This window comes from Mycobacteroides saopaulense, from assembly GCF_001456355.1.
Lineage (GTDB): Bacteria > Actinomycetota > Actinomycetes > Mycobacteriales > Mycobacteriaceae > Mycobacterium > Mycobacterium saopaulense.
In genome coordinates this window covers 25,758-42,902 of sequence record NZ_CP010271.1, presented here as the reverse complement: position 1 = coordinate 42,902, position 17,145 = coordinate 25,758, and the positions used below count along the sequence as shown (strand labels likewise).

The window sequence follows — 17,145 nt, the reverse complement described above, 5'->3', positions numbered from 1 at the left end:
CGACAACCGGATGCAGGGACTGGTGCTCCAGCTCACCCGCGGTGGGTTCCTGTTGCTGCTGTGGGTGTTCATCTGGTCTGTGCTGCGCATCCTGCGCACCGATATCTACGCTCCGACCGGCCAGCTGATGGCAAATCGGGGTTTGAATCTGCGCTCCATCCGCCCCGCGAAGACGGGCAGGCGGCAGATGCAGTACCTGCTGGTGACCGAGGGCGCGCTGGCAGGCACACGGATCACGCTCGGTACACAGCCCATTTTGATCGGTCGTGCCGACGATTCCACACTGGTCCTGACCGACGATTACTCGTCGACGCGGCACGCGCGGCTATCGCCACGCGGGGCGGATTGGTACGTCGAGGATCTAGGATCGACCAACGGCACATATCTGGATAGGGAGAAGGTGACGACGGCGCTGCGGGTTCCCCAGGGGACGCCGGTACGGATCGGTAAGACAGTGATCGAGCTGCGCTCGTGACACTGGTACTCCGCTACGCCGCGCGTAGCGATCGCGGACTGGTGCGGTCGAACAACGAGGACTCGGTCTATGCCGGGGCCCGGCTGTTGGCGTTGGCCGACGGTATGGGCGGTCATGCCGCCGGTGAGGTTGCCTCGCAGCTGGTCATCGCGGCGTTGGCACCGCTGGACGACGACGAACCGGGCGGCGATCTGTTGGACACCCTTGCCGACGCCGTCTACGCCGGCAACGGCGCAATCGCCGATCATGTGCGCGCCGAGCCCGAGCTGGACGGGATGGGCACCACCCTGACGGCCTTCCTGTTCGCGGGGAAGCGCCTGGGCATGGTGCATATCGGTGACTCTCGTGCGTATCTGATGCGCGATGGCGAGCTGACTCAGATCTCCAAGGACGACACCTTCGTACAGACGCTTGTCGACGAGGGTCGCATCACTCCGGAGCAAGCGCACAACCACCCGCAGCGCTCGCTCATCATGCGCGCACTCACCGGCGCCCCGGTCGAGCCCACACTCATCATGCGCGAGGCGCACGCCGGAGATAGGTACCTGCTGTGTTCGGACGGTCTGTCCGATCCGGTCAGTCACGAAACCATCGCTGAGGCACTGGAAATCGCCGATGTCTCGGCCGCGGCCGACCGGCTTATCGAACTCGCGCTACGCAGCGGAGGGCCCGACAACGTCACGGTCGTCGTCGCCGACGTCGTGGAACTGGACTACGGACAGACTCGGCCGATCGTCGCGGGTGCGGTGTCCACCGATGCCGACACCGACACCCCGCCGCCCAACACGGCCGCCGGTCGCGCCGCCGCGATTCAGCGCGCCCTGAAGGAACCCGAACCTGCCGAGGACGAATCCGATTCCGAGGCAAGCGAATCCAACACCGCCAAGCCCAAGAAGCGGCGGCTGCGCTGGCTGATCGCGGCGGTGCTCGTGGTGCTCATCGCATTGTCCGGCCTGGCGATCGCCCGCCGCGTGGTGCTCAACAACTATTACGTAAGCGCCTACGAAGGCAACGTCTCCATCATGCAGGGGGTCCAGGGCTCGCTGCTGGGGTATCGGTTGCAGCGGCCGGACCTCGTCGGCTGCCTCGACAGTCGCGGAGACATGTCCCTGGTGAGCTATGGGGAAGCCGCTTCCGGCCTGTCCTGCAAGTACCTCAAGGTGTCCGATCTGCGGCCGTCCGAGCGCCAGCAGGTCGAAACCGGGCTCCCCGGCGGCACTCTCGACCAGGCGATTGGCCAACTGCGCCAACTCACCAAAAACGCGCTGCCGCCGTGCCTGCCGCCCGCACCGAAGACGCCGCCGCCCTCACCCGCGCCCACCGCGTCCGGTCGCACGCCGTCCACCACGTCGGGCACCACCACGACCACGACCACGACCACGACCAAGCCGTCCCCGACGTCCCCGTCTACGACGACTCCCGGCGCCAGCACCGCGCCGACCACCACGACCACTCCTGCGCCCGCCCCGCTGCCGGCGCCACCACAAGAGCCGGGTGTTACCTGCCGGACCGTGTCATGACGACGGCGCCCCAAACCGCTGTCGTGCCCAATGTGCCACCCGCGCAGCCGACACGACGCAGCGCGGAGTTGGGGCTCCTCGGCTTCGCCGCCGCCATCACCACCGTCGCCCTGATCCTGGTCGAGGCCAACCTCGAACGCGGACTGTCGCTGGACCTGCTGAAGTACGGAATCGCCTACCTGGTGCTGTTTACGTTGGCGCACCTTGCGATTCGCCGCTATGCCCCCTATGCCGATCCGCTTCTGCTGCCCTGCGTCGCGCTGCTCAACGGACTCGGGCTGGTGATGATTCACCGCCTGGACCTGGCCAAGACGGCCGCCGGTGAAGGCCCTGACTCCCTGGAAGCCAACGCGCAGGTGCTGTGGACACTGGTGGGTGTGGGTGCGCTCGTCGGGGTGCTAGTAGCCGTCAAGGATCACCGGGTGCTCGCGCGGTACGGGTACACCTTCGGAATCGTCGGAATCGTCCTGTTGGCCATCCCGGCACTGTTGCCGTCCTCGGTCTCGGAGCAGAACGGCGCCAAGATCTGGATCGAATTGCCGTTCCTGTCGATTCAGCCGGCCGAGGCCGCCAAGATCCTGTTGCTGATCTTCTTCGCCGCCTTCCTGATGACCAAGCGCGATCTGTTCCGCACCGCCGGCCGCAGCTACTGGGGCGTGGAATCACCGCGCGCCCGCGACCTTGGCCCCCTGCTGGCCGTATGGGCGATCTCGGTGGGCGTCATGGTCTTTGAAAAGGACCTGGGCACCTCGCTGCTGCTCTACACCTCGTTCCTGACGGTGCTGTACGTCGCGACGGCGCGGATCAGCTGGGTGCTGATAGGTCTGGGCCTGTTCGTCGGCGGAGCCTTCCTGGCGTACTTCTTGTTTGCGCATGTGCGGGTGCGCGTCGAAACCTGGCTCGACCCCTTCGCGGACGCGGACGGCAACGGGTACCAGATGATGCAGTCGTTGTTCAGCTTCGCCACCGGCGGCATTTTCGGCACCGGTCTGGGCAACGGTCAGCCCGGTACAGTTCCGGCCGCCTCGACAGATTTCATCATCGCCGCCATCGGCGAGGAGCTCGGACTGGTGGGCCTGGCCGGGGTGCTGTTGGTGTTCACCATCCTCATCGTCCGCGGCTTCCGCACGGCGCTGGCGGTGCGGGACAGCTTCGGCAAGCTGCTGGCCTCCGGCCTGTCCGCGGCACTGGCGCTGCAGCTGTTCATCGTGGTCGGCGGCGTCACCAAGCTGATCCCGTTGACGGGCCTCACCACGCCCTGGATCTCGTACGGCGGATCCTCGTTGGTCTCCAACTACGTGCTGCTGGCCATCCTGTTGCGCATCTCGCATATCGCGCGCCGTCCCCTGGTGAGCACGGCCGACAAGCCGAATCCTGCCCCCATCGCGGAGGCCCGCACGGAACTGATCGATCGCGTATGAACACATCGATCCGCCGGGTGTCTCTGTTCGTCATGGCTCTGGTCGTGCTGCTGCTGGCCAACGCCACTCTCACCCAGGTGTTCACCGCCCCCGGGCTGCGCGCCGACCCCCGCAACCAGCGGGTGCTGCTCGACGAGTACTCGCGCCAGCGGGGGCAGATCTCGGCGAGCGGGCAGCTGCTCGCCTCCTCGGTGGCCACCGACAGCCGCTTCCGCTTCCTGCGGCAGTACGCGGACCCCGAGGTGTACGCACCGGTCACCGGCTTCTACTCACTCAACTACTCCAGCACCGGGCTGGAGCGCGCCGAGGACACCGTGCTCAACGGATCCGACCCCCGGCTGTTCGGACGGCGGCTGGCGGACTTCTTCACCGGCCGCGACCCCCGGGGCGGCAGCGTGGTCACCACCATCCGCCCTGACGTGCAACAGGCCGCGTACGACGCGATGCACCGCGGCTGCAAGGACGGCTGCCGCGGTTCGGTGGTGGCGTTGGAGCCCTCCACCGGAAAGATCCTCGCGATGGTCTCGACACCGTCCTACGACCCCAATCTGCTCGCGAGCCAGGATGCCGCGAAGGAGAACGGGGCCTGGAATCGGCTCACCGAGGACCCGGCGCAGCCCATGCTGAATCGTGCGATTTCTCAGACCTACCCACCGGGTTCGACGTTCAAGGTGATCACTACCGCCGCCGCACTGGCCGACGGCAAGACGGTCAACACCGAGGTGACCGCGTCGCCGACGATCTTCCTACCGGGCAGCAACGCAACCTTGGAGAACTACAACCGGGCCTCCTGCGGGGGTGGTGACAACACCTCGCTGAAGGAGGCGTTCGCGCGCTCCTGCAACACCGCCTTCGCCAAACTCGGTGCCGAACAGCTCAAGCGCGACAAGCTGGTCAAGGCGGCTCAGGCGTTCGGTCTCGACCACGAGCTCGACGGCATTCCGCTGCAAGTAGCTACCTCGACCGTCGGGCCGATGTCCGATGATGCGGCCGTCGCGATGTCGAGCATCGGGCAAAAGGACGTCGCGGTCACCCCGCTGCAGAACGCGATGATTGCCGCGGCCGTCGCCAACAAGGGCGTGCTGATGCAGCCACACCTGGTCGATAGCCTTAAGGGCCCAGACCTTTCGAATCTGTCCACCACCACCCCGGATGACATCGGCCAAGCCGTGACACCCGCTATCGCGAACACACTGACCGAACTGATGATTGCCTCAGAACAGCGCACCGCACAGACCGGAGCCCTCCCCGGCGTACAGATCGCTTCCAAGACCGGCACCGCCGAGCACGGCACCGATCCGCGCAACACTCCACCGCACGCGTGGTACATCGCCTTCGCGCCGGCCCAGAGCACCACATCCGATCCTCAGGCCACCGTTGTCACCCCCAAGGTGGCCATCGCGGTCCTCGTCGAAGACGGCGGAGACCGCGCCCTGGCGGCCACCGGCGGCTCCGTCGCCGCACCCATCGGGCGGCAGGTCATTGCCGCAGCACTACAGGGGGCCTCATGACCGTTCGTGTGGGAGAAACGCTTTCGGGCCGCTACCGGTTGCAGCGGCTCATCGCCACCGGTGGCATGGGCCAGGTCTGGGAGGGCACCGACAGCCGCTTGGGCCGCAAGGTGGCCGTGAAGGTGCTCAAGGCCGAGTTCTCCTCGGACCCCGAGTTCATCGAGCGGTTCCGTGCCGAAGCACGCACCGTCGCGATGCTCAACCACCCGGGCATCGCCAGCGTGTACGACTACGGCGAGACCGATATCGACAGCGAGGGCCGCACCGCCTACCTGGTCATGGAGCTGATCCACGGCGAACCGTTGAACTCGGTACTCAAGCGCACCGGCCGACTGTCACTGCGTCACTCGCTGGACATGCTCGAGCAGACCGGCCGCGCCCTGCAGGTCGCACATGCCGCCGGGCTCGTACACCGCGACGTGAAACCGGGCAACATCCTGATCACGCCCACCGGCCAGGTGAAACTCACCGACTTCGGCATCGCCAAGGCTGTCGACGCCGCGCCGGTCACGCAGACCGGCATGGTGATGGGCACCGCCCAATACATCGCCCCCGAACAGGCCCTGGGCCATGACGCCACTCCCGCCAGTGATGTCTACGCGCTCGGAGTCGTCGGGTATGAAGCGGTTTCGGGCAAGCGGCCGTTCTCCGGGGACGGCGCGCTGACGGTCGCGATGAAGCACATCAAGGAGACGCCGTCGCCGCTGCCCGCCGACCTGCCGCCGAACGTGCGCGAGCTCATCGAGATCACCCTGGTGAAGAACCCGCAGAACCGGTACACGAGCGGCGGACCGTTCGCCGACGCCGTGGCCGCGGTGCGCGCCGGGCGACGTCCGCCGCGCCCCAACCAGGCGCCAACCATCAGCCGGGCGACACCGGCGGCGATCCCGCCCGCCACTCAGGTACGGCCCGCGGTGGGGGCACCGAGCCGGGTCGCTCCGCCGACGTCCCGTACCCGCCCGCCGACGGGCTCGCACCGGCCACCACCACCCCGGCGCGGCACGTTCTCACCCGGCCAGAAGGCACTGATGTGGGCGGCCGCGGTGCTGGGCATCTTCGCGATCATCATCGCGGCGTTGATCCTGCTCCGAGCCAGTGAGCAGAAGAATCAGTCGCCGACCACCCCGCCGACGGTGTCCGGCACCGAGGCACCCTCAAGCCCAGGTTCAGCTTCGCCAGGAGCGCTCGCGCCAGCTAATATCGTGGCTCTGCTTCCGGTCGCCGAACCGGACCCGATCCCTGGGACGAAATCACCGTAATGACCACTCCGCAGCACCTCTCGGACCGCTATGAGCTGGGGGAGATCCTCGGCTATGGCGGCATGTCCGAGGTTCACCTGGCGCGCGACCAGCGGTTGAACCGCGACGTCGCGATCAAGGTGCTGCGCGCCGATCTGGCGCGGGATCCCAGCTTCTATCTGCGTTTCCGCCGTGAGGCACAGAACGCCGCCGCGCTGAACCATCCCGCGATCGTGGCGGTGTACGACACCGGTGAGGCCGAGACGCCCACCGGGCCACTGCCGTACATCGTGATGGAATACGTCGACGGCATCACCCTGCGCGACATCGTCAAGGAGGACGGCCCGATGCCGATCCGCCGGGCGATCGAGGTCATCGCCGACTCCTGCCAGGCGCTCAACTTCAGCCACCAGCACGGCATCATCCACCGCGACGTCAAGCCCGCCAACATCATGATCAGCAAGACCGGCGCGGTGAAGGTGATGGACTTCGGCATCGCGCGCGCGGTCTCGGATGCCGGCAACAGCGTCACCCAGACCGCCGCCGTAATCGGCACCGCACAGTATCTTTCGCCGGAGCAGGCCCGTGGCGAGACGGTTGACGCCCGCTCGGACGTCTACTCGCTGGGCTGCGTTCTGTACGAAATGCTCACCGGTGAGCCGCCTTTCGTGGGCGACTCACCCGTTGCCGTCGCCTACCAGCATGTCCGGGAAGACCCCGTGGCGCCGTCCAAGCACAACCCAGAGATCCCTCCAGGACTGGATTCCGTTGTGCTCAAAGCGCTTTCGAAGAACCCTGACAATCGCTACCAGAACGCTGCCGAAATGCGGGCCGACCTGATGCGGGTGTACCAGGGCGAGCAGCCCGAAGCGCCGAAGGTCCTCACCGACGCCGAACGAAGCACCATGCTCAACACGCCGCCCAACACCAAGGCCTTCCCGGTTCAGGGTGCACAGACCAACGAGCTGCCCAACCACTACGCCGAACCGCGGCGAAATCCGTTGAGCCGCTGGCTGGTCGGCCTAGCCGCCCTGGTGGTCCTCACCGTGGTGGTCACCTTCGCGATCATCTGGGGCAGTGGACCCTCGCGGGACGTACAAGTTCCGGATGTCACGGGCAAAACCCAGGCCGAGGCCGTGGCCAGCCTGCAGAACCTCGGCTTCAAGACCAAGATTCAGAAGAACACCAGCTCGAAGCTCGCACCCGACAGGGTCATCGACACCGACCCCGCCAAGGGCTCGACCGTTACCGCAGGCTCAGAGGTCACTCTCAACGTGTCCATCGGACCGGAGAGCCAGCAGGTACCCGACTGCCACGGCCTCAGTTTCGGTGATGCCGTCAAGAAGCTGCAGGCCGCCGGTTTCAAGGGCACGTTCACCCAGAGCGAGACCAAGTCGCTGCCCGAGGACAAGGGCCGAGTCATGGCCACCAACCCACCCGCGGGGCAGTACTCGGCCGTCACCAACAACATCACCATCGTGGTCGGCAAGGGACCGGGCGAGAAGCCGGCACCGGATCTCGTGGGCCAGAACATCGACGTCGCCATCAAAAACCTGCCCAACTACGGGTTCACCGCACCGCCCACAGTCATCACCGTTCCCAGCCCCGAGTCGAAGGGGCAGATCCTGAGCATGAACCCGCCAGCCAACACGATGTTCCCGGAGGACGGGGTCATCGAGATTCGGGTCTCCGGTGGCGGCCAGTTCCGGATGCCAAACCTCATGGGCAAGTTCTGGACCGATGCCGAGCCGATGCTCTATCAGGCTGGGTGGCAAGGCGGAGGCCTCAGCACCGAAGACGTACCGTCCGACGGCGGCAACCGGGCCCGGGTGGTCTCGCAGGATCCGCCGGCCGGTGCCGGTGTCGGATACAACGGGCCGATCAAGCTGCGCTTCGGCGCGGGCTAGACGGTTCTAGCCGCCGAGCGCGGCGACTCTTCCGCTGACCCCGCTCAGCGCCGAGGCGACCTCCGCCTCGAGCGAGCGCACCAGAGGCTCATCAAGGGGCGCACCGCAATAGGTAAGCCAGTTGGCCAGCATCCGGTGTCCGCCCTCGGTGAGGATCGACTCGGGGTGGAACTGCACCCCGTGGATCGGATGCTCGGTGTGCATGACGCCCATGATCACGCCACTGGCCGTGCGTGCGATCACCCGAAGCCCCTCGGGCACGGTGTCGGGGAGGATGGTCAGCGAGTGGTACCTGGTGGCCGTGAACGGGTTCGGCAGGCCCCGCAGCACGCCGGCATCCTCGTGCTCGACCGTGCTGGTCTTCCCGTGCAACAGCTCCGGGGCACGATCGACGGTGCCGCCGAACGCCACTCCGATGGCCTGGTGCCCCAGGCACACCCCGAGCAGCGGGGTCCCCGTCTTCGCGCAGGAGTGCACCATGGCGATGGACGCCCCCGCGCTCTCCGGTGTGCCGGGGCCGGGGCTGATCAGCACGCCGTCGAAGTCGGCCGCCACCGCATCGGTATCGGACAGTCGCGGGTCGTCGTTGCGCCACACCGTCGCGTCCACACCGAGCTGACCCAGGTACTGGACCAGGTTGAACACGAAGCTGTCGTAGTTGTCGAGGACCAGGATGCGCACAGGTCAAGGGTACGGACAGGCGCCAGCGGTTTCCCAGCCGGTTTACCCGGCCGGTGCTCGACGAAGGCTTACGGGCCCTGCACCGGGATCGCGCGGCCCGGGCCGACCGCGTCCCGGTATCCGGCAACCTCAAGATGGTGGCCGCGAGTCACCGTGTAGCCCAAGCCGAATCGCGCCACATACTGTCGATACAGGGTCACCAACGGCGCCGCGTCGAGCGCTGCCTGCATGGCGTCGGCGTCACCGATCGCTGTAATCACGTAAGGCGGACTGTAGGTGCGGCCGTGCAGTAGCAAGGTGTTACCCACACATCTGGGTACCGAGCTCGCCACCAGGCGCTGGTCGTCCTGCATCTGGATGGCCTCGGCACCGGCACTCCACAATGCGTTGAGCACACCCTCGACGTCCTGCTGATGCACCACCAAGTCGTCGGGAGACGCATCGCGGGGGAACCGGCCGTACGCGTCGCGCTTGGCATCGGTCAGTGTCACCACCAGACCGGGCCCGGTGACCGGCTGAACGCCTGCGGCATCGGCCATCTCACGGGTTTCCGCGAGTGCCGCCGCCACCCGGTCGTCACCGCCGGCCGACTGCTCGCGCGCGGCGGCCATCTCGTTGGCCAGACCGTCACGTGTGGCACTGAGCTTGTCCACCGACTTCTGGGTCTCCCGCACCAGGTCCACCAGTCGGGGTGAGGGGGAGTCACCGCGCCGGATCTCGTTACCGCCCGACACCGTGTGCGTCGCGGCCAACAGAAAGCCCGCGAGGGCGCACACGAGCGGAACACCTATTCGCCAGATGAGGGGCTTGCGCTTGGCGCCCCGCTCGCTCGTGGGAGCCTCGTCGGGGCCCGAGCCGGTTCGCGCAGGCTGCTCATCGGAGGTCACCACAGCATTGTCGCAGCACTGGGCTGTAACCTGCGTAGGAACCCATTACGACGCCGGCCGCGATCACCACTCGCTGTGCCGCCATATCCGAGATGCTTCCGAGGTAGTCGATGCCCAAGTCCAAGGTCCGTAAGAAGTCAGCGTTCAACGCGACCACCGTTAGCCGTACTCCGGTCAAGGTGAAAGCCGGTCCGTCGAGCGTCTGGTTCGTCGCGTTCTTCCTCACCCTCATGCTCATCGGCCTGGCCTGGCTCATGGTGTTCCAGCTGGCCGCTCAGCACATCACCTGGATGATGGATCTAGGCCCGTGGAACTACGCCATCGCGTTTGCCTTCATGATCACCGGGCTGCTGCTGACCATGCGTTGGCGCTGACCAAAGCCACGACGAATCCGATGTTGTCGTTGCAGCTCTGGATGGCACCCGTTTCCATCGAGTCCACCCGTCAGACACCCAATCACAACGATGTGATTTATCCCCACTGTGGATAACGCCTGTGGATAACTCGACCGGATCCCCTGTCGAATGGGGCCCGAAACCCGTCGGCATTGTCGGCGTGGCCCTCGTCGGCCTCGCCTTGGGCACCGCGTCCCTCTTCTTGGTCGCCGACGCACCGGGTCGCCTCTTGGCCTCGATCGCCGGCCTCGGGCTGCTGATCTTCGCCGCGGTGTCCTGGCGGTGCCGTCCCAAACTGCGCATGGTCGACGACGGCCTCGAGATGCAGGGCATCACCCGCAGCACGCTGCTGGCCCGCGCCGAGGTGGATTCGGTCAAGGTCACCGAGTTTCGGCGGCTTGGCCGACGCACCCGACTATTGGAGATCGAGTCGGGTGATCGACTGATCGTGTTGAACCGGTGGGACCTGGGCACCGACCCCCGCGACGTGCACGAGGTACTGCGCGCGGCCCGCTATCCGGCGTGAACCTCACAATCCGCGTATCGTTGCCTTAGGTAATTACTCCTAGGTAAGAGGCGGGCACATGACACGGACCGACGGCGACCAGTGGGACATTGTCAGCAGCGTCGGTTTCACGGCCCTCATGGTGTCGTCGTTCCGCGCGCTGGAGACCACCCGCTCTGAACCGCTGATTCGCGACGAATACGCGCGGGCCTTCGTCGAGGCCTCCGGTGAACCCCGACTGACCGAGGCGCTGGCCTCGCCGAAACCCGAATCCGAGTGGGACACCGCCACCACCTATCTGGTGAACCATCTCGCGGTCCGCACCAAGTACTTCGATGAATTCTTCGCCGCTGCAGCGGATTCGGGGATTCGTCAGGTGGTCATCCTGGCCGCCGGCCTCGATGCACGGGTCTATCGACTGCCCTGGCCGGACGGCACCGTCGTCTACGAGCTCGACCAACCGAAGGTGCTGGAGTTCAAGGACCGCGTGCTGAACGAGGAGCGGGCGACTCCGCTGGCCGAAAGGCGAGAGGTCGCCGTGGATCTTCGCGATGACTGGATCTCTGCCCTGCAGACGGCGGGCTTCGATGCGACCAAGCCGACGGCCTGGCTCGCCGAAGGCCTGTTGGCCTACCTACCCGGAGCGGCCCAGGACGCACTGTTCGAGAACATCACCACGCATTCCGCGCCCGGCAGTTTCCTCGCCACCGAATGGCGCCGCCGGGTGGCCACCGCCAGTCAATGGCAGGACGCCGTGAACCAACTCCGGCCGGAGTTCGTCAAGGACATCAGCATCGGGTCCCTCATTTACGACGACGAGCGCAAGGACCCCATTGCGTGGCTGGGCGAGCATGGTTGGCAGGTCGACACCACGAACCGGCTTGAGCAGGCCGCCGACTACGGGCGACCTGCACCCAGCGAGCACAGCGAGATCACCGCGCTGTGGTCGGACGCCTACTTCATCACCGCCACACGCTAGCCACAGACTGCAAGGCGCGCGGACGGATGAGGCGGTGGGACCTTCGGTCTCGCCTCAGCTAGTGTTTCCCATGCAATCGGTTACAAGGGTGCCGTCTGTACTAACAGGTCAATTGGCAAAGGCCTATGGTTTGACGGTGGGGGATGAGAGCTGGGAGTCATGCCTGCGAACGGTCGGAGCCGTGCATTTGCCCGCCAGGGCATACGGATAGAGCTGACCCTTGCTGCCCTGCGCGCGCTCGAATCTCGCCGCGCAAACCCGCTGCTGTTCGACGAACACGCCCAGACGATCATCGACGCGGTCGGGGATCCGTACACACAGGCACTTCTGGATATCGGCCTGCACGAGGAACCCTCCACAGACAACGAGCTCCGCACTCACCTGCTGACCAACTACATGTCCGTGATGTGCCGGTACTACGACGATTCTCTGCTCGCCTCCGTCAGGGGCGGCACCCGGCAGGTGGTGCTGCTTGCCGGGGGCCTCGATACCCGCGCGTATCGACTGCCCTGGCCCGACGGAACCGTCGTCTACGAGGTGGACTATCCCGAAGCCCTCACGCTCAAAATGAAGGCCCTGGACAACTCGGGTGCCGTGCTCCGGGCGACTCAGCGCATGGTGCACTCCGGGCTCGCCGACTGGTGGCAGGCCGAGCTGACCTTGGCCGGATTCGACCCCGATGCACCCACGGCGTGGCTCGCCGAAGCCGTCATCTCCAATCTTCCCGGCCGCAGCCAGGACGCCATGTTCGAGCGGATCATCGAGATGTCAGCACCCGGCAGCATGATCGCCACCGACAACGATCCGCTGGCTCCCTCGGGGCAGGCGTGGTGCGACATCGTGGACGCCACCACTCCCGAGGCCATTCGCGGCGCCGACTACTCGGTGCTCGCGCACTACGACGAGCGCACGCTCCCCGGTGAGTGGCTCTCCGGGCATGGCTGGCTGACGCAGACATTCACCAATCGGGAGTTGGCCCAGCGCTACGGTCGGCCCTTCCGCGAGGACATATCCCGGGGCTTCCACGATCTGGCGGACCGACGCCTTCTCACCGCAACCCTGCCCACCGACTACCTGGGACGATCGGCAGATCCGCGCCTCACCAACGGCCCGGCTCCTCGGTGAGGTTTGTACCGTTGCCGGCACCTCCGCGGCGGCTTTTCGCGTCTGACCACCGGTTTGCACCGCGGTCGATAGCCTGCAATTCAGTGCGCACGTCCACGAGCCGGGAAGCGGGGTGATCCCTTGGAGGGCAAGAAAGAAAGCACGGTGTCCACACCGTCACACAAGCTGCAATTCGACCTCTTCTACGCCGCCCTGCGCGCATTGGAAGGCAAGCGCGGGCATCCGCTTATCGACGATCCCCTTGCGGCGGTACTCGTCAACGCCGCCAAGGAACCGTTGAGCAGCGCGCTTCTTGCCGCGGGTTTTCCCGACACCTCCACGGACGACGGCGGCCGAATCTTCTTGCTGCTCAGTGCCGCTGGGCTGATGGCACGGTACGGCGACGATTTCCTCGCCGCGGAGTTGGCCGTCGGCACGCGACAGGTGGTGCTGTTCGCCACCGGTTTGGACACCCGTGTGTACCGCCTGGACTGGCCGGATGAAACGACCGTCTACGAAGTGGACTATCCGCACACCCTGCAGTTCCGCGGCGACGTGCTCCGAGGCCGGGGAATTCCCGCGCGGGTGAAACACCATTCGGTGGCCGCATCAGCGGTGACCGCTTCCTGGGCAGAAGACATGTGCGCCGCCGGATTCGACCCGGAACAGCCCACCGCCTGGCTCATCCAGCCCGCCATCACCGCCGGACTCGCGGGTTCCGATCACGACGTGCTCTTCGAGCGAATCATCGAGCTGTCGGCCCCCGGCAGCGCCGTCAACTGCGACGCGGACAACTTCGTCCCCTCAGTGGACCGGTGGGACACGGCCGTCGAACCGCTGGCGCCCGACCAGGTGAAGGCCGCCAACTTCTGGATGCTGACCTATCCCGATTCACGGATGCGCCCCGGCGACTGGCTGGCCGGCCATGGCTGGACGACATCCACGACCACGATTTCCGACATCGCCGCACAGTACGGGCGCCCCCTCACCGACGCGCTACCCGAGTTGGCGATGCTGCACACCAGCCTGGCGTTTCTGACCGCCAGGCTGCCGCTCTGAGCTATCCCGCGTAGGTCAACACCTTCGCCAGGATCAGGCCGACGGACAGTGCGGCGACCCCGCTGGCCAGCACCCACGGCGTCGAGGGCTTCCGCACGAGGTCCGGCATGCCGACCCCACGACACACCTCGCGGTAGTAGAGCAGCGCGCCCGCACTGAGCACGCCGAACAGCAACCCACCCAGGTGCCCTGCCAAGGAGATACCCGGCAGCGTGATGCTCAGCCCGATATTGAGCACCAGTACGACGATGATGGTCTGCGGGTTCAGCCGCTCCCGAAGAGATAGCACGAGTGCGGCCCCCAACAGCCCGTAGATGGCACCAGATGCCCCAGCCACCAAGGCATTCGGACTGAGCCACATCGCGGCGGCACTGCTACCGAGCAGGGCGGTGCCGTAGATCGTGGCGTAGCGCTGGCCACCGAACGCGCGCTCGAGCCCCGGCCCGATCATGGCCAACGAGAGCATGTTGACCGCGATGTGCATCAGACCCAGATGCAGGAAGCCGGTGGTGATGGTGCGCCACAGTTCACCCTGAGCCACCCAGGGCAGGTACAGCACCAGCTGGCGGAACAGCTCGCTGCTGGTGAGGTCGCCGTCCACGCTGTCCGACACCGTCGCCGCGTAGACCAGGACGTTGACGGCGATCAGCGCCCAGGTGATCCAGGCGCGCACCTGTTGCAGCGGCTTGACCTGGCGCACGGATTTCGCGCCCTGCTGGACGCATTCGACGCACTGCTGTCCGACGGGCGCGGACCGCATGCACTGGGGGCATACGGGACGCCCGCACCGCACGCAGCGCACCGCGGTGGCCCGGTCCGGGTGCCATGCGCACCCGTAGACCGGGACCTGACCGGGATGAGCCATCGAGATCTAGCTGATGGTGATGGAGTTGATCACGACGTCGTCGGTGGGACGGTCGCCACGATCGACGGCGGTGGTGGCGATGGCGTCGACAACTTGCTGTGAGGCCGGGTCCACGACCTCACCGAAGATGGTGTGACGACGGTTCAGGTGCGGGGTCTTGCCGACGGTGATGAAGAACTGCGAGCCGTTGGTGCCCGGCCCCGCGTTGGCCATGGCCAGCAGGTACGGCTTGTCGAACTGCAGCTCGGGGTGGAACTCGTCGGCGAACTGGTATCCGGGGCCACCACGGCCGGTGCCGGTGGGGTCGCCGCCCTGGATCATGAATCCTTCGATGACGCGGTGGAAGATGGCACCGTCGTAGAACGGGCCTGCGGCCTCGCCCTTGGCGTTCTTGGTGGAGTAGTCCTTGCTGCCGTCGGCGAGGCCGACGAAGTTGGCGACGGTCTTCGGGGCGTGGTTGCCGAAGAGCGCGATGACGACGTCGCCGCGGTTGGTGTGCAGGGTTGCGGTCTGTGTCTGGATTGGTGAAGTCACGACGACCACCTTATCCGCGCGGAAAAGACATTCACGCGGATGTTTCACAACAGCCATGCGGCACGAGAGTCTTTTCCGCGAGGCATGGCTGTCGATGCGCAAAGATGGCAATCTGAAGTACTGGTCTAGAACCACCGCCCAACGAAGGGATCCGCTGACGATGAGCCTGCTGACCAAGTCCGATGAACCCGCCGTCAAGTTGACCTCCGGGGAGCGTCTCGTCCGCGGACTCAAAGAGGCGGCCCTTGCCCCGATCGATGTGTCACGCGGCACCGCCGGGCTCGGATTCGGACTGGCGAAATCGGCGACGCGCGTCGCGGGCAAGCTGGTCCGGCGGGGCAAGGTCGTGTCGTCGGAGGTCCAGGACGCCGTCGCCGACGTGGTCGACACCCTGCCCGAGGTGGTCAGCAGTGCCCGCAAGCGCAAGCTGCCGCGCGCACTGACCGGTCTGGCAGTGGTTGGCCTGTTGGGTGCGGGCGCTGTCGCCTTCAGTGTGCTGCGTCGCTCGGGACAGCCCGAGCCGTCGCCGCTGGCCCCGAGTGTGGATCCGCAACCACAGCCGTAGGGTTCACCACCCCAGACTGCTCGTCGGCGGAGGCCGTCACACCCGATGGGGCTACAACCTCACACCGGCCGGGAACGGGGTTGTCGTCACCGAGTACCGCGAGTGGCCCAAAAGCGCTTTTCTGCACCGGATGTTGCGCGTGTCGGGGCGAGTCGGTGCGCCCGGGACAACCACGCTCTGAACGGGCTTTACCGCTCACTGGAGCGCATCAAGGAACTTTGTGGAGCCTAGGAGAATCGAACTCCTGACATCTACCTTGCAAAGGTAGCGCTCTACCAACTGAGCTAAGGCCCCTCACCTGCTGCTGTGTGCCACACTTCCATGTTGTTGCGCGCCACGGTGAGTGCTGCGGCATAGGCCACACCCAACAGTACGAGCACCAGCAGCAGCACTCTCATGTGGTGGACCTCCCAACAAATGTGGTGGGGCTAGGAGGACTCGAACCTCCGACCTCTTCGTTATCAGCGAAGCGCTCTAACCGCCTGAGCTATAGCCCCTGAACCGAAGGCAGAGATTACCGCACCGAAGGGGTGCATCCCAAACCGTTAGTCGCGATCGGCCAGTGTGACCTCGATACCACCGACAAGATCGGTGGTCAGGTTGTAGATGAATGCGCCGATGGTGGCGGCCGCGGTCATCAGCACGATGTTCACCAAACCGATGAGCAGAGCGGTGCCGAAGATGGTTCCGCTGGACACCAGCTCGCCGCCACCGCTGTTGGTGATGAGCTCGCCGACGTTCTCGTTGAGCTTGGACCACACACCCATCGCGCCGAGCACCAGGTACAGCATCGCGACGGCGATCATCCAGATGAAGAAGAACACCACCGACAAGACCAAGGAAACCTTGAGGGTCGCCCAGGGATCGACGCGCCTGATCTGCATGGCCGCCCGCAGCGGGCCCCGGCGCGACGGACCCACCGTGACGGCCGAGCCACCCTGTACCGCATCACTTCTCCGTGGAGGGCGGGGGACCGGACCCGAGAGGTCGGGCAGGTCTTCGTTCTTCAGTGCGCTCTTGGGAGCGCGCACGGGTTCCTGCGCGCTGGACTCACCCCACGGGGTGCCTGAACGTGCGGGCTCCGGCCGGGCAGCCTCGGGTCTTTCGGGACGTTCCGGCACCTCGTCGTAGGGCTCTACCTCCGGCTCCGGCTCGGGTTCGGGCCGAGCGGGCGGGGTGTTGAATCCGGCCGGGGCAGCGGTCCCGGAAATGAATCTGCTGAGCCGGGCATCCAGTCCTGCGGACGGGCGGCTGGTGGGTCGTGGCGCGGATGTCGGAGCCGTCGGCGGGGCCGAGGCGTCGTCCACGATGGGGATGATTTCGGTCGGTGCACCGCCGGGGCGTGGCTCCCGGCTGGGAATCCGCTGCGGGCCGGTGGCGGCGGCGTGTGAGCCACGCCGCCGCTCCGCCCGCTGCCAGGGAGGCAAGTCCGCCTGGTCCACGGGGCGTTCGGTTGCGCCAGACTCCCCCGGATCGTTCGGTGAACTCACCTACAGCTC

General features: G+C 66.2%; 17 protein-coding genes and 2 tRNA genes. 12 read left to right on the top strand and 7 right to left on the bottom strand.

Features of this window, described 5'->3' with window-relative positions; translation table 11 throughout:
- The first annotated feature begins 10 nt into the window (after nt 1-10).
- The 6 genes from MYCSP_RS00225 to pknB are packed head-to-tail and all read left to right on the top strand — an operon-like array spanning nt 11 to nt 8,072.
- The gene (locus tag MYCSP_RS00225; RefSeq protein ID WP_070911983.1) at nt 11-475 is read left to right on the top strand and encodes an FHA domain-containing protein FhaB/FipA; all 465 of its coding nucleotides are present in this window, start codon (nt 11-13) and stop codon (nt 473-475) included.
- Nucleotides 472-1,995, top strand: a complete 1,524-nt coding sequence (locus MYCSP_RS00220) for a PP2C family protein-serine/threonine phosphatase (RefSeq protein ID WP_088412981.1) — start codon at nt 472-474, stop codon at nt 1,993-1,995. The genes MYCSP_RS00225 and MYCSP_RS00220 overlap by 4 nt, the downstream gene beginning before the upstream one ends.
- Nucleotides 1,992-3,416 (top strand): FtsW/RodA/SpoVE family cell cycle protein, encoded by a 1,425-nt coding sequence (locus MYCSP_RS00215; protein WP_088412980.1) that lies wholly within the window; start codon nt 1,992-1,994, stop codon nt 3,414-3,416. The genes MYCSP_RS00220 and MYCSP_RS00215 overlap by 4 nt, the downstream gene beginning before the upstream one ends.
- Nucleotides 3,413-4,927, top strand: a complete 1,515-nt coding sequence (gene pbpA, locus MYCSP_RS00210; protein ID WP_070911523.1) for a D,D-transpeptidase PbpA — start codon at nt 3,413-3,415, stop codon at nt 4,925-4,927. The genes MYCSP_RS00215 and pbpA overlap by 4 nt, the downstream gene beginning before the upstream one ends.
- Entirely contained in the window at nt 4,924-6,186 is a 1,263-nt protein-coding gene (locus MYCSP_RS00205; RefSeq protein ID WP_070911524.1) for a serine/threonine-protein kinase, read from the top strand. Before pbpA ends, MYCSP_RS00205 begins: the two co-directional genes overlap by 4 nt.
- The gene (gene pknB, locus MYCSP_RS00200) at nt 6,186-8,072 is read left to right on the top strand and encodes a Stk1 family PASTA domain-containing Ser/Thr kinase (RefSeq protein ID WP_070911525.1); all 1,887 of its coding nucleotides are present in this window, start codon (nt 6,186-6,188) and stop codon (nt 8,070-8,072) included. The genes MYCSP_RS00205 and pknB overlap by 1 nt, the downstream gene beginning before the upstream one ends.
- A gap of 6 nt (nt 8,073-8,078) precedes the next feature.
- Here pknB and MYCSP_RS00195 read toward each other — a convergent pair whose 3' ends face one another.
- Nucleotides 8,079-8,753 carry an aminodeoxychorismate/anthranilate synthase component II gene (locus MYCSP_RS00195; protein WP_088412979.1) on the bottom strand — a complete coding sequence of 225 codons (675 nt, stop codon included), beginning with the start codon at nt 8,751-8,753 and terminating at the stop codon, nt 8,079-8,081.
- 68 nt (nt 8,754-8,821) lie between these two features.
- On the bottom strand, nt 8,822-9,544 hold the full coding sequence (locus MYCSP_RS00190; protein ID WP_088415312.1) for a DUF881 domain-containing protein: 723 nt from the start codon (nt 9,542-9,544) through the stop codon (nt 8,822-8,824).
- A 206-nt stretch (nt 9,545-9,750) separates the two neighbouring features.
- Between MYCSP_RS00190 and crgA the strand changes: the two genes are divergently transcribed.
- The 5 genes from crgA (at nt 9,751) to MYCSP_RS00165 (ending at nt 13,682) form a co-directional block, all read left to right on the top strand.
- Entirely contained in the window at nt 9,751-10,014 is a 264-nt protein-coding gene (gene crgA, locus MYCSP_RS00185) for a cell division protein CrgA (RefSeq protein ID WP_070911527.1), read from the top strand.
- A 121-nt stretch (nt 10,015-10,135) separates the two neighbouring features.
- The gene (locus MYCSP_RS00180) at nt 10,136-10,561 is read left to right on the top strand and encodes a PH domain-containing protein (protein ID WP_088412978.1); all 426 of its coding nucleotides are present in this window, start codon (nt 10,136-10,138) and stop codon (nt 10,559-10,561) included.
- 58 nt (nt 10,562-10,619) lie between these two features.
- On the top strand, nt 10,620-11,519 hold the full coding sequence (locus MYCSP_RS00175) for a class I SAM-dependent methyltransferase (protein ID WP_083018372.1): 900 nt from the start codon (nt 10,620-10,622) through the stop codon (nt 11,517-11,519).
- Nucleotides 11,520-11,678: 159 nt separating this feature from the next.
- Nucleotides 11,679-12,644, top strand: coding sequence for an SAM-dependent methyltransferase (locus MYCSP_RS00170; RefSeq protein WP_083018374.1), 966 nt, complete (start codon nt 11,679-11,681; stop codon nt 12,642-12,644).
- Nucleotides 12,645-12,788: 144 nt separating this feature from the next.
- Nucleotides 12,789-13,682, top strand: a complete 894-nt coding sequence (locus tag MYCSP_RS00165) for an SAM-dependent methyltransferase (protein ID WP_157886136.1) — start codon at nt 12,789-12,791, stop codon at nt 13,680-13,682.
- 1 nt (nt 13,683) lies between these two features.
- Here MYCSP_RS00165 and MYCSP_RS00160 read toward each other — a convergent pair whose 3' ends face one another.
- Nucleotides 13,684-14,442, bottom strand: coding sequence for a rhomboid family intramembrane serine protease (locus MYCSP_RS00160; protein ID WP_162266181.1), 759 nt, complete (start codon nt 14,440-14,442; stop codon nt 13,684-13,686).
- A gap of 111 nt (nt 14,443-14,553) precedes the next feature.
- Entirely contained in the window at nt 14,554-15,138 is a 585-nt protein-coding gene (locus tag MYCSP_RS00155; RefSeq protein WP_083336032.1) for a peptidylprolyl isomerase, read from the bottom strand.
- Between the two features lie 103 nt (nt 15,139-15,241).
- On the opposite strand from MYCSP_RS00155, the gene cwsA reads away from it, so the two are divergent.
- Nucleotides 15,242-15,646: a cell wall synthesis protein CwsA gene (cwsA, locus tag MYCSP_RS00150; protein ID WP_070911986.1), complete on the top strand. Its 405-nt coding sequence runs from the start codon at nt 15,242-15,244 to the stop codon at nt 15,644-15,646.
- A 221-nt stretch (nt 15,647-15,867) separates the two neighbouring features.
- On the opposite strand, the gene MYCSP_RS00145 is transcribed toward cwsA, so the two are convergent.
- The 3 genes from MYCSP_RS00145 to MYCSP_RS00135 all read right to left on the bottom strand — a co-directional run bounded on the left by MYCSP_RS00145 (nt 15,868) and on the right by MYCSP_RS00135 (nt 17,136).
- Nucleotides 15,868-15,940: transfer RNA gene (locus MYCSP_RS00145), tRNA-Ala, on the bottom strand.
- 126 nt (nt 15,941-16,066) lie between these two features.
- Nucleotides 16,067-16,143, bottom strand: a tRNA-Ile gene (locus MYCSP_RS00140).
- Nucleotides 16,144-16,191: 48 nt separating this feature from the next.
- Nucleotides 16,192-17,136, bottom strand: coding sequence for a DUF3566 domain-containing protein (locus MYCSP_RS00135; RefSeq protein WP_088412975.1), 945 nt, complete (start codon nt 17,134-17,136; stop codon nt 16,192-16,194).
- Nucleotides 17,137-17,145 lie beyond the last annotated feature (9 nt).

Coding starts and splice junctions, on each gene's coding strand:
- crgA (WP_070911527.1), top strand. CDS start 9,751: ATGCCCAAGTCCAAGGTCCGTAAGAAGTCAGCGTTCAACGCGACCACC.
- MYCSP_RS00175 (WP_083018372.1), top strand. CDS start 10,620: ATGACACGGACCGACGGCGACCAGTGGGACATTGTCAGCAGCGTCGGT.
- MYCSP_RS00155 (WP_083336032.1), bottom strand. CDS start 15,138: ATGGCTGTTGTGAAACATCCGCGTGAATGTCTTTTCCGCGCGGATAAG.
- MYCSP_RS00205 (WP_070911524.1), top strand. CDS start 4,924: ATGACCGTTCGTGTGGGAGAAACGCTTTCGGGCCGCTACCGGTTGCAG.
- MYCSP_RS00160 (WP_162266181.1), bottom strand. CDS start 14,442: ATGCGGTCCGCGCCCGTCGGACAGCAGTGCGTCGAATGCGTCCAGCAG.
- MYCSP_RS00170 (WP_083018374.1), top strand. CDS start 11,679: ATGCCTGCGAACGGTCGGAGCCGTGCATTTGCCCGCCAGGGCATACGG.
- MYCSP_RS00225 (WP_070911983.1), top strand. CDS start 11: ATGCAGGGACTGGTGCTCCAGCTCACCCGCGGTGGGTTCCTGTTGCTG.
- cwsA (WP_070911986.1), top strand. CDS start 15,242: ATGAGCCTGCTGACCAAGTCCGATGAACCCGCCGTCAAGTTGACCTCC.
- MYCSP_RS00215 (WP_088412980.1), top strand. CDS start 1,992: ATGACGACGGCGCCCCAAACCGCTGTCGTGCCCAATGTGCCACCCGCG.
- pbpA (WP_070911523.1), top strand. CDS start 3,413: ATGAACACATCGATCCGCCGGGTGTCTCTGTTCGTCATGGCTCTGGTC.
- pknB (WP_070911525.1), top strand. CDS start 6,186: ATGACCACTCCGCAGCACCTCTCGGACCGCTATGAGCTGGGGGAGATC.